Here is a 12,007-nt window from a genome sequence, read left to right as displayed (position 1 = left end):
AGCAGCATACCTGGTTCGCGGACCCCCGCGCGCCACCTGCCGGCACCTCGCACCGGTCGCCACCGGCGGATCAGCTCGCGGCAGGGGGCCGCCAGTCGACGCGTTGGTCCCGGTGCGACACGAGCGACCGCGGGAACACCACCGACAGGACCCGTTCGATCGGCGGGCTCACGGCGCGCAGGGCAACCCTCGCCTCACCGAGCGCGGCCTCGACGGCGTCGGCGCTCGCCGCAGGCTCGCCACCGGACGCGCGGGCGGTGTCGGCCCGCGCGTAACTCTCCCGCTCGACGGCGGTGACGAGCCGCTCGATCGCGGGCGAATCGACCTGGAACTGCCCGTGCAGTCTCGCCGCGAAACCGCGCGGCGACTCCGACGTCGTCACCGGGAACCCGAGATCCCTAGCGCTGTCGACGAACTCCGCCCACGCCCAGCCGGCCGAGGTCCCGGCGGCGTGCGCCCGTCGACGCCCGGCCGCCCGCCGGACACCGCGGGCGATCGAGGGTGTGGCGAGGAGCACGAGCACGCCGAGCAGGATCGCGAGCGGCACCAGCATGGCGGGCAGGCCACCGCCGGTCTGGGTGGCCGTCGATCCGCCGAGGGCCCCAGCCGTCGGCGTGGGCGTCGATGCCGCGGTCGGAGCCGGACGGCTGTCGGGACTCACCGATCCACTTCCCGGTGTCGCAGCGCTCGTGTCGGTGAACTGCGTCACGACCCCACGGCTCGCGGTCGGTTCGAACGGCACCCAGCCGACGCCCTCGAAGTACAGTTCCGGCCACGCGTGCAGCTGGTCGGAGGTCACGATGTAGGTGCCGCGGTTCGACGGCGTGTTGTCGATGGTCGTGCCGGGCAGATACCCGATGGCGATGCGCGCCGGGATGCCGAGGACGCGCGACATCACGGCCATCGCGGAGGAGAAGTGAATGCAGTACCCGGCCTTGCGTTCGAGGAACGTCGCGATGACCTCCGCGCCGCTGCCGTCGAAGCCCTCTTCCACGGGTGCCGATTCGGAGTACTCGAACGAGCTGCGGAAGTACCGTTGCAGGGCGATCGCCCGGTCGTAGTCGGTCGAGGCGGTCGCGGTGACCTCGGCGGCGGTGTCACGGATGATCTGCGGCAGCTCATCGGGCAGCTCGAGGTACGGGGCCGCGGACGCCGGGTCGGCGACGGGTGGGACGTCGCGCATCTGTTGCGCCGTCGGCAGGATCGCCGTGCTGGTCGCCGTGTACGTCTGGCCACGGGTGGACCCGCGCTCCGCCATCGCCGTCAGCCCGGCGGCTTCGAACCGCCAGTCACCGCGGAGCCCGTCGACCTTCTGCGTCGGATAGGGCAGGGGCAGCCACGGGCTCGACAGCGAGTCCACCGTGACGGTGGTCTCGAACGTCTCCACAGGGATAGCCTCGCTGAGCCCGGCCGGCGCGGGGAAGGCGTCGAGTGAGTTGCCGTCGTTGTAGCCGGAGTTGTCGGGGCCCCAGACGTTGCCCGTGAAGTCGCTGAGGTCGGTGACCTTGAGGTAAGGCGCGTCGTCGGCGGTGGTCGTGTATTCGAGCGCGGTCGTGTTCGCCGGGCGTCGCAGGCTCTGGCCGAGGGAGATGAGCGGGTTGATGCCGTTGGCGAAGGGGCCGTTGCCGCGGGCACCGGCGGTCACGTCGCGGACGGCGAGGTCGGGGAGGGCGGCCGGGGTGAGGAGGGCGACGACGACGGCGACCGCGCCGACGAGGACCGCGGGGCCGACACTGCCGAAGCGCCCCGCGATCGCCGTCGTTCCCGTCCGTCGGGTGGCGCCGGCCGCACGGGCCGAGGCGGCCTCTCGCAACCGTTCCCGGCGTCGCACGTCCTCGCGGAGCAACCAGAGGAAAGCGAGCGCGACGGCGGCGAACACCCAGGGGTCGAGCGGGAACGACACGGCGACGGTGGGGCCGGCGTAGACCGCGAAGACGAGGACGCCCGCGAGGACCGGTGCATGTCGGCCGAGGACGAGCCAGGCCACGGCGAGGGCGACCAGGCCACCGCCGGCGGCCATCACGAAGACGACCCCGGCGTCTGTGTCCAGCGGCGCGGACCCGTCGTGGAAGGTCTGGAACCCGGCGTCGCGGAGGCGTTCGAAGGTTGCGAGGGTGGTCGGTGTCGGCACGACGCCGAGGATGGCGGTGCCGCTGGCGAAGCCGATGGTGATGGTGATGAGCCAGACGACGGCGGAACCGATCCACACGAACACCGCCGGCAGCCTGGTGCGTCGGAGCAGGACGGCGCTGGCGAGGACGATCGCGATGACGACGTTCGCCACGACCCACCAGTCGAGCGTGTCGAGCACGCGGCCGAAACCGAGGCCGCCGGTCACGAGGAGGGCGAACGCGGCGAGGGCGAGCCGGAGGTCTCCGGTGGTCGCGGACGCACGTGGGTCTTCCGGTCGACCGCTGTCGACCCCGGACCACGATCCGCCGCTGGTCCCGGCTCCGGTCGGGCGTGCCCGGTCGCGCGAGGCGGGACCGGCCGCCCGTTGTCTGGCGCTGGCGGTCTCGGCCGCGCGACGTCCCTCAGCGACGGACATACGCACCCCCGCGACGACCGTTTCCGGCGGTCGACCGGGACGACCCGGCGGTGGTCGCGGGGCCACTGCTGTCGAGCCACAGCGCCGCGAACGATGCGCCGCGTTCGCCGACGTGGCACCGCCACCCGGCGAGCTCCAGCAGCTCGACGGTCCGGCGTCGCGCGCCGGCGGGCAGCAGCGCGATGGGCAGCGGGGAGAGCCGTGCGACCTCCGTCAGTTCGCCGAGGTCGCCCTCCTCCACATCGCCGAGGATCGCGATGACGGGCTGCGTGCGACGCGCAGCGATGACGGGGGAGAGGTCGAGGAACCGGGTCGGCTCGTGCGACGGACGCAGGAGCGCGAGGTCGAGCAGCGCGGCGTCGAGGTCGTCGTCCTCGAGGTGCTGCCCGCCGCGTTCGAGTGCGTCGCCCATGCCGCCGACGGGGCTGGAGCGCAGGCCGTTCGCCGCCGAGCCGGCGCCGACCTCGCGGGAGAGTGCCTCGTTCCCGGCACCGACGAGGTTCACCCGGTACTCGGCGTCGACGAGGTGCGCGGTGATCGATGCGCCGAGGGAGACGGCCTGCTCGAACGCCGGCAGGTGGGACGGGTCGTCGTCGGGCCAGGCCCAGTGGGCGGCGGCGGTGTCGAGGAGCACGGTCGCCTCGGGGTCGTTGCGCTGCTCCTCCTGGCGGACCATGAGCTCACCGTGGTGCGCGCTCGCCCGCCAGTGCAGACGCCGGATCGCGTCGCCGGGGAGGTAGGGGCGGGCGATGACGTCGTCCTCCCCGGCGCCCGCGCGCAGGGACGAAGGCCGGGTGGAGCCGTCGCGGCTGGCGGTCAGCGCGGGGATCTCCGGCAGGACCACGACCTCAGGCAGGACGACGACCGCGTGGGTCCCACCGACGTTCCGCCGGCGGACGACCAGCCCGAACGGGTCGCTCACCGCCAGGCCGAGCGGACCGAGCTCGTGCTGGCCGCGTCGCAACGCCGTCACCGTGTATTCGGCGGTCCGCCGGCGCGAACCGATGCCGGCGACGCCCGTGCTCGGGAGCGTGCCGCTCGCGTCGCCGTCGAGCCCGGACGGGATGCGGTCCTTCCACTCGGTGTGCACGTGCGGCAGCGCGCTCGTCTCGGCGATGGAGACCTCGACCGAGATTCGACCGCCGACGGCGACGAGGTCCGGCCGCGTCGTGCGGTCGACCCGGAGCGAGGGGCGTTCCAGGTAGACGGCGCCGAAACTGGCGGCGACGAGGGCGATGAGGAGTCCGGCGGCGGCGAGGAGCTCGGGCGACCCGATCCCGCGCGCGAAGATGAGGCACGCGCCGGCCGCGATGAGTACGCCGACGGCGCGTCTCGTCAACGGGATCCGACGCTTCATGGGCCCGGAACCGCCCGACGCGTCGCGAGGACCCGACGTTCGCTGTGCGGGTGCACGGTCAGGACCTCGCCTCGGCTCGGCCGGAGTGCGGCACCGGGGTCCGTTCGAGGAGTTCGACGAGCACCTCGGCGACCGCCTGCACCCCCGAGCGGTCGTGGGCGCTCACTGCGCGGCGCGTCGGGATGAGGCGATGCGCGAGCACCGGGGCGAGCAGCTGGTCGATGTCGTCGGGGAGGACGAACTCGCGGCCGTCGAGCGCCGCCAGGACCTTCGCGGCGCGGATGAGTTGCAGCGTGGCACGGGGGCTCGCCCCGAGGCGGAGTTCCGGGTGCACCCGCGTCGCCTGCACGAGCGACACACAGTACTGCTCCACGATCGGTGAGACGAACACGCCGCGTGCCCAGGCGATGAGGCGTTCGACGTCCCCGCGCGAGGCGACCGGGCCGATCGTGTCCAGTGGGTTCACCGTGTCGCGTTGGCGCAGCATCGCGAGTTCGGCGTCGGGGTCGGGGTAGCCCATGGAGATGCGCGCCATGAAGCGGTCGCGCTGGGCTTCCGGCAGGGCGTACGTGCCCTCCATCTCGAGCGGGTTCTGGGTGGCGACGACGGTGAACGGTGACGGCAGCGCGTGGGTCTCGCCGTCGACCGTGACCTGGCCCTCCTCCATCGATTCGAGGAGCGCCGACTGCGTCTTCGGGGAGGAGCGGTTGATCTCGTCCGCGATGACGATGTTCGCGAACACGGCGCCCGGTTTGAACTCGAACTCGCGATCGACCTGGTTGAAGATCGAGACGCCGGTCACGTCGGAGGGGAGCAGGTCGGGCGTGAACTGGATGCGGCGGACGGAGCTGCCGACGGAGGCCGCGAGGGCCTTTGCGAGGACGGTCTTGCCGACGCCGGGGACGTCCTCGATCAGCAGGTGCCCTTCGGCGAGCATCACGATGAGCGCCATGCGGGCGGCGAACGGCTTGCCGTCGATGACGCGTTCGACGTTGTCGAGGATGCGTTCGGCGAGGAGCTGGAACTCCACGGCGGTCAAGGCGGGGTTCAGTTCGGCGACGGAGTCCCTCGTCGCGCGGCCCAGACTGCTCTGCTCGGTCATGGTCGGCTCCTGCGGTCGTGGTCGTGCAAACGCCTGAACAGCAGCGCGACGATGGTGGCGAGCCCGACCGTCACGAGACACGGACCGATCGACAGGATGGTCTGGAAGACGAGGAACGCCATCGGTGGGCCTTCTCCGGTGCCGTTCCAACCGCGGTAGCCGTTGCTCGTGGCGAACCAGATGGCGAGGCCACCGCCGACCGCGAGGACGACACCGACCGCCCACAGCGCGCGTTCCAGTTGCGCGGCACGGGCCGATGCGGCGGCGCGGGCCGCGTCGTCCTCGTCGGCCCAGCGGGCGAGGTCCTCGGCGGACGGGCCGGCTTCCGGGGCGGTGCCGGTCGGTGCTCCCTGGCGGAAGGGTTCGACGCGGGCGCGTGGGCCGTCGTCGAAGCGGTCGTCGGTGGGCGGACGGACCGGGCGGCCGTCGGTCGGCGGCTGGATGAGTTGCGGCGCGACCTCCTCGAGGGAGGCGAGGCGGCTCCGACGGCCGGAGTCGACGGCGTTCGGGCGGGAGCGCTGGTCGGTGTGTCCGCGCTGGAACGCGGGGTCGTAGCGTTGGTCCATCGTCGGCCTCCGTCGCGCTGCGTGCATCGTCCGGGCCGGAACCCGTCTGCCCGATCCTAGGACTGATAACGAACAGGTAACACCCCTAGGCGATGCCGCACAGGAGCTTCATATGTGCTCGGGGTCGATCGCACACGGTCGAAGCTGCGGCGGTGCCCACTCTTCGACGGGCTCAGGGACCGGGACATGGACCGAGGGCGCCGGAAACCACGACAGGCCCGGGAACGGGGAGCCGTTCGCCGGGCCTGTCGAGGTGCGGATGTCTTACAGCGCGGAGAGCGCCTCGCGGATCGGGGTCTCGCCGCCGATGACCTCGAACTGCGTGCGGGAGGCCGCACCGGACTCGATGAGCGCGAACAGCACGGCGGCGACGTCGGCGCGCGGGATCGAGCCGCGGTCGGTGGTCTTCGCGGCGGTGATCGTGCCGGCGGGGGCGTCGTCGGTCAGGCCGCCCGGGCGGACGATCGTCCAGTCGAGGTCGCGGCCGCGCAGGTCGGCGTCCGCTTCGGACTTCGCGCGCAGGTACACCTGGAAGACGTCGTCCGACTCCGGGTCGAAGTCGTCGGTGCCCATTGCGGACACCATGATGTAGCGCGGGACCTTGGCGAGTTCGGCTGCCTCGGCGAGGAGGACGGCCCCGTCGCGGTCGAGGGAGAGCTTGCGGTCGGCGCCGCTGTTCGGGCCGGCTCCGGCCGCGAACACGACGACGTCGGTTCCGGCGAGTTCGTCGGCGAGTTCGGCCGGCGAGGAGTGCTCGAGGTCGAGGACGATGGCGCGGGAGCCGATGCCCTGGAGCTCGCCCACCTGCTCGGGGTTGCGGATGATGCCCGCGGGGGTGTGGCCTGCTTCGGCGAGCAGCCGCTGCAGGTGCAGCGCGATCTGTCCGTGTCCTCCGGCGATGACGACGTCGGTCATGTGAGTCCTCTCGTTCGATGCGGTGTCGATCCTCGCGCCGCGCGTTCGTGGGGGCGGCGGTCGATCGAGGGTCTGTGGCCGGTGGCCCCAGATCCGCCAGTCAACGCCTCCGACGGAGCGTACGCAACCCGGCCGCGGCTCGGGTACACTGGGTGACGGCTCCCCGCGTGGCGCCATCCAGGCCAACTCCCCCAGGGCGGAAACGCAGCAAGGGTAACCGGGCTCTGGCGGGTGCGCGGGGAGTCTTTTCGTGCGCCCGGCACCTTCCTCCACCGGGCCTGCTCGCGCCAGTGCAACCCGACATTGTGCGGTTACCCAGCCCCCACGGACGCCGCCCCCGTAGGCTGGAACGCGTGGCGCGAAGCATCTACATCATCTCTGCCGAAGGACACTCCGGGAAGTCGACGGTGGCCCTCGGGGTGCTCGACACCCTGAGTCATCAGATCGAGCGGATCGGGGTGTTCCGGCCCATCGCACGCTCGACGACGAAACCCGACTACGTGCTGCAGCTGCTGCTCGAGCACGACGGCGTCGACCTCTCCTACGAGGACTGCATCGGCGTGAGCTACGACGACGTGCACGCCGACCCCGAGGCGGCGCTCTCGCGCATCGTCCAGCGGTACAAGCACGTCGAAGCGCAGTGCGACGCCGTCGTCATCCTCGGCTCGGACTACACCGACGTCGGCAGCCCGACGGAGCTCGGTTACAACGCCCGGATCGCCACGAACCTCGGTGCGCCCGTCCTCCTCGTGCTCGGCGGCCGCGCCGGCCAGGGGTCGGGGGAGCAGCTCGGTCAGTCGCTCGCGCGCACGCCCGACGACATGCGCAACATCGCGGAGCTCGCACTCGGTGAGCTGGCCGACGCCCACGCCCAGCTGCTGGCCGTCGTCGCGAACCGTGCCGACCCCGACAAGCTGCTCGAGATCACGGCGGCGATCAGCGACGCGATCCACCCCAACGGTTCCTCGGGTGCGTCCGTCGTCGCCCCGGCGGGTCACGCCGCCGGCGCAGCGATGGTGCCCGTCTGGGCCATCCCGGAGGACACCTTCCTCATCGCGCCGACGATGGACAGCATCCTCGAAGCCGTCGACGGCACCCTCGTGAAGGGCAGCGCCGAACTCCTCACCCGTGAGGCACTGGGCGTCGTCGTGGCCGGCATGTCGATGGTCAACGTGCTGCCGCGGCTGACGGAGGGCGCGGTCATCGTGATCCCCGCCGACCGCACCGAGGTCCTGCTCGCCGCGCTCATGGCGAACGCCTCCGACACCTTCCCGTCGATCGCCGGCATCGTCCTGAACGGCGGGTTCCCCTTGCCCGAGGCCGTCGAGGAGCTCATCTCGGGCCTCGGCGAGATCCCGCCGATCGTCAGCACCGACCTCGGCACGTACGACACGGCGGTCCGCGTCATGAACACCCGCGGTCGCCTCGCCGCCGACTCGCAGCGCAAGTACGACACCGCACTCGCGCTGTTCGAGCAGAACGTCGACGCTCCGCTGCTGCTCGAGCTGCTCAACGTCGCGCGAGCCGACGTCGTCACGCCGCTCATGTTCGAGTACGGTCTGCTCGAGCGGGCCCGGTCGAACCGCAAACACATCGTGCTGCCGGAGGGCGACGACGACCGCATCCTGCGTGCCGCCGGCACGCTGCTGGCCCGCGAGGTCGCCGACCTCACCATCCTCGGTGAGGAGATCGAGGTCCGGTCGCGGGCGATCGAGCTCGGCATCGACCTCAGCAAGGCGACGATCGTCAGCCCCTTCGACGCAGTGCTTCGCTTCAAGTTCGCTCAGGAGTACGCACGCCTGCGGGCCCACAAGGGCGTCACGATCGACATGGCGAACGACGCCGTCACCGACGTCTCCTACTTCGGCACGATGATGGTGCACCTCGGCCTCGCCGACGGCATGGTGTCGGGTGCCGCGCACACGACGGCGCACACGATCCGCCCGTCGTTCGAGATCATCAAGACCAAGCCCGGCGTCTCCGTCGTGTCGAGCGTGTTCCTCATGGCGCTCGCCGACCGCGTGCTCGTGTACGGCGACTGCGCGGTCAACCCCGACCCGACGGACGCCCAGCTCGCCGACATCGCGATCTCCTCGGCCGAGACGGCCGAGCAGTTCGGGATCGAGCAGCGGATCGCGATGCTGTCCTACTCCACCGGAGACTCCGGTGCGGGTGCCGACGTCGAGAAGGTGCGGTCGGCCACACGGCAGGTCCGGGAGCGTCGCCCCGACCTCCTCGTGGAGGGGCCGATCCAGTACGACGCTGCCGCCGACGCCGCGGTCGCCGCGACGAAGATGCCCGACTCGCAGGTCGCCGGCCGCGCGACGGTGTTCATCTTCCCCGACCTCAACACCGGCAACAACACGTACAAGGCGGTGCAGCGTTCGGCCGGTGCCGTCGCCATCGGGCCGGTGCTGCAGGGCTTGAACAAGCCGATCAACGACCTGTCGCGCGGTGCCCTCGTGCAGGACATCGTCAACACGGTCGCCATCACCGCCATCCAGGCGCAAGAGCAGGAATAGGTCCACACGCACATGCCCACCGTCCTCGTCGTGAACTCCGGTTCCTCGTCGTTCAAGTACCAGCTCATCGATGTCGAGACGGAGCGGACGCTCGCCAGCGGGCTCGTCGAACGGATCGGCGACGCGACGGGCGCGGCCGAACACCGCGCGATGACGTATGAGGACGCGACCTCGGGCGAGGCCGACGAGACCGAGGGTGATGCGACCGACACTGACGCGACGCCCATCGAGGAGCGGTGGATCATCGAGCGGGCGATCCCCGACCACACGGCCGGGTTCCGCGTCATGCTCGACGCCTTCGCCGAGCACGGTCCGTCGCTCCAGGAGCATGCGCCGATCGCGGTCGGGCATCGGGTGGTGCACGGCGGGAAGCGCTTCTTCGAGCCGACGGTCGTCACGGATCTCGTGAAGATCAACATCGAGGACATCTCCGAACTCGCCCCGCTGCACAACCCCGCGAACCTGCAGGGCATCACCGCCGCGCAGGCGGCGTTCCCGGACGTGCCGCACGTGGCCGTGTTCGACACCGCGTTCCACCAGACGATCCCGGCAGCGGCGTACACCTACGCGATCGACGCCGAGCTCGCGGCGAAGCATCGGGTCCGTCGGTACGGGTTCCACGGCACCTCGCACAAGTTCGTGTCGGAGGCGGCGGCCGCCTACCTCGACCGCCCGCTCGGTGAGCTGAAGCAGATCGTCTTCCACCTCGGCAACGGGGCGTCGGTGTGCGCCGTCGACGGAGGCCGTTCGGTCGACACGTCGATGGGCATGACCCCGCTCGAAGGCCTCGTGATGGGCACGCGCTCGGGCGACATCGACCCGGCGGTGCTGTTCCACCTCCACCGGAAGGCGGGGCTCGGCTTCGACGAGCTCGACACGCTGCTCAACCGTCGCAGCGGCTTGCTCGGCCTGTCGGGCACGGGCGACATGCGCGACGTCTCGGACGCGGCGTCGAACGGTGATGAGGCGGCGCAGCTCGCGCTCGACGTGACCGTCCACCGCCTGCGGCACTACCTGGGCGCGTACCTCGCGGTGCTCGGTGGTCTCGACGTCGTCGTCTTCACGGCCGGCGTCGGGGAGAACGCGCCGCAGATCCGTGCCGGTGCGGTGCAGGGGCTCGAGGGGCTCGGCATCGTCCTCGACGAGGAGCGCAACGCGGAGCGTGTGCGTGGCATCCGAGTGATCTCGACGGACGACTCGCCGGTCACAGTGCTCGTCGTCCCGACGAACGAGGAACTCGAGATCGCCCGCCAGACGGTCGCCGCCCTGGCCTAGCGACCCCCGGTCCCTGAGCCTGTCGAAGGGCTCCGCGACCATCCCCGGTCCCTGAGCTTGTCGAAGGGTGCTGCCGTCCTGGACGCGACCCCCGCTCCCTGAGCCTGTCGAAGGGTTCCGCGGCCATCCCTGGTCCCTGAGCCTGTCGAAGGGCGGCCCCGGCGACCCGCGCAAGACGCGGCCCGAGCGCCATCCGCTGGCGAACCCGGCGAACGGGCTCCGGTCACTGAGCCTGTCGAAGTGTCACTCACCTATGTCCCCCGAGCGGAGGACAAAAGAATGAGTGGTTCCCCCTATTACCTTTGCCTGTGAATCCGCTTAGTCTCAGGAAACCGGCGCGTACGTCACGCTGTCGGACCCCTAGACGAAAGTACTCACCTCAGTGAATTTGAAGACGTCACGCCGCACTGCGGCTCTCGCCACCGGCCTCGCAGTTGTCGCCGGCTCCACCCTCCTCATCGCAGGCCCCGCGTCCGCAGCGGAGATCCAGGTCACCGCAGACCAGATCGCGCCCGACGAGACGAACTACACCGGCTGGCACGAGGGCGTCGCCGCTCCCGGTGCTCCGGCCGTCCTGAGCGAGGCCGGCCTCACCATGACCGGCGACTCGCAGATCATCTACGGGTTCAACGAAGACGCAGGCATCGCGGTCGAGGCCGGCGGCTTCACGACCGTCGCAGGCGGCCTCACGTACACCTCGGTCGAGGACGACCTGTACGCGCAGATCCCGGTCTTCGCCGACGGCACGGACGCGACGTTCACCACCCTGCGTCCCGCGCTTCCCGGTGTCGAGAACCTGGGCGGCGACTGGGTCGTCAGCCAGGCAGTTCCTGGCCTCGACGTGGACACCAACTACACGGTCGCCGAGGTCGACGCTGCGCTCGGAGACTTCAACCTCCTCGCGTTCGGTGTCTTCGCCAACGCCGGCACGGTCGACACGCTGCAGACCATCACGTTCGGTGCCGACACGTACAACTTCGCTGCTGCGGTCGTCGCACCGGTCTTCAACCCGCTGGTTGTCGTCGACCCCGACACGATCTACTTCTCCGACGTCCGCCCCGGTGGCGCCGGCTTCAGCGTGACCGTCACGGGCTTCAACCCGGGCGACACCCTGTCGTTCGCGGTGACCGACCCGAACGGTGAGATCTTCGGTTCGGCTGACGGTGCCAACACGGTCATCGCCGACGAGACCGGTGGCTTCGCAGCTGCGGGCCTCACCCTCGAGGGCGAGGGCATCCAGGTCGGTACCTACACGTTCACCGTGACCGACAGCGCCGGCATCGCCCGCGCTGACTCCATCGCGGTCATCGCTGACCCGGTCGCCGCTGGTGCTCCGGTCGTTCCGACGCTGGCTGACACCGGTTCGGACTCGGGTGTCCTCGTCGGTGGCGCTGCTGCGCTGCTGCTCCTGGGTGCTGCCGGCATGCTCGTCGCTGCTGCTCGCCGCAAGGGCGCGCAGGTCACGGCCTAGTCACCGCTGACTCACCTCCAACGAAGCCCCGTCCTCGACTCCGGTCGACGGCGGGGCTTCGTGCTGCACCCCGCCACCTCGGTCCCTGAGCTTGTCGAAGGGCTCGCGACCACCCCTGGTCCTTGAGCTTGTCGAAGGGCGTCGCGACCACTCTCGGTCCCTGAGCTTGTCGAAGGGCGCGCGACCACTTTCGGTTCCTGAGCTTGTCGAAGGGCGCGCGACCACTTTCGGTTCCTGAGCTTGTCGAAGGG

8 protein-coding genes and 1 other RNA gene are annotated in these 12,007 nt (G+C 70.8%); 4 read left to right on the top strand and 5 right to left on the bottom strand.

Going from position 1 to position 12,007, the window contains the following annotated elements; all coding sequences use genetic code 11:
• Window positions 1-70: 70 nt before the first annotated feature.
• The 5 genes from QRN27_RS18120 to QRN27_RS18100 form a co-directional block, all read right to left on the bottom strand.
• On the bottom strand, window positions 71-2,548 hold the full coding sequence (locus QRN27_RS18120) for a transglutaminase TgpA family protein (RefSeq protein WP_285043445.1): 2,478 nt from the start codon (window positions 2,546-2,548) through the stop codon (window positions 71-73).
• Window positions 2,535-3,905 carry a DUF58 domain-containing protein gene (locus QRN27_RS18115; protein ID WP_285043444.1) on the bottom strand — a complete coding sequence of 457 codons (1,371 nt, stop codon included), beginning with the start codon at window positions 3,903-3,905 and terminating at the stop codon, window positions 2,535-2,537. Before QRN27_RS18115 ends, QRN27_RS18120 begins: the two co-directional genes overlap by 14 nt.
• Before the next feature lie 58 nt (window positions 3,906-3,963).
• Window positions 3,964-5,007, bottom strand: coding sequence for an AAA family ATPase (locus tag QRN27_RS18110; RefSeq protein WP_194670957.1), 1,044 nt, complete (start codon window positions 5,005-5,007; stop codon window positions 3,964-3,966).
• A complete protein-coding gene (locus QRN27_RS18105) occupies window positions 5,004-5,573 on the bottom strand; it encodes a hypothetical protein (protein WP_285043443.1) in 570 nt (189 codons plus the stop codon). Before QRN27_RS18105 ends, QRN27_RS18110 begins: the two co-directional genes overlap by 4 nt.
• Window positions 5,574-5,837: 264 nt before the next feature.
• The gene (locus QRN27_RS18100) at window positions 5,838-6,488 is read right to left on the bottom strand and encodes an SDR family oxidoreductase (protein WP_285043441.1); all 651 of its coding nucleotides are present in this window, start codon (window positions 6,486-6,488) and stop codon (window positions 5,838-5,840) included.
• Window positions 6,489-6,642: 154 nt separating this feature from the next.
• On the opposite strand from QRN27_RS18100, the gene ffs reads away from it, so the two are divergent.
• The 4 genes from ffs (at window position 6,643) to QRN27_RS18080 (ending at window position 11,756) form a co-directional block, all read left to right on the top strand.
• Window positions 6,643-6,739: signal recognition particle sRNA small type (gene ffs, locus QRN27_RS18095), an RNA gene on the top strand.
• Between the two features lie 102 nt (window positions 6,740-6,841).
• The gene (gene pta, locus QRN27_RS18090) at window positions 6,842-9,010 is read left to right on the top strand and encodes a phosphate acetyltransferase (protein ID WP_285043440.1); all 2,169 of its coding nucleotides are present in this window, start codon (window positions 6,842-6,844) and stop codon (window positions 9,008-9,010) included.
• A 12-nt stretch (window positions 9,011-9,022) separates the two neighbouring features.
• Window positions 9,023-10,285, top strand: a complete 1,263-nt coding sequence (locus tag QRN27_RS18085) for an acetate/propionate family kinase (RefSeq protein WP_285043439.1) — start codon at window positions 9,023-9,025, stop codon at window positions 10,283-10,285.
• Between the two features lie 382 nt (window positions 10,286-10,667).
• Window positions 10,668-11,756, top strand: coding sequence for a hypothetical protein (locus QRN27_RS18080; protein WP_285043438.1), 1,089 nt, complete (start codon window positions 10,668-10,670; stop codon window positions 11,754-11,756).
• Window positions 11,757-12,007 lie beyond the last annotated feature (251 nt).

This window comes from Plantibacter sp. LMC-P-059a, from assembly GCF_030209505.1.
Taxonomy (GTDB): Bacteria; Actinomycetota; Actinomycetes; order Actinomycetales; family Microbacteriaceae; genus Plantibacter.
Note: the sequence above shows the minus strand (reverse complement) of the source record. Positions and strands in the feature narration are given on the sequence as shown.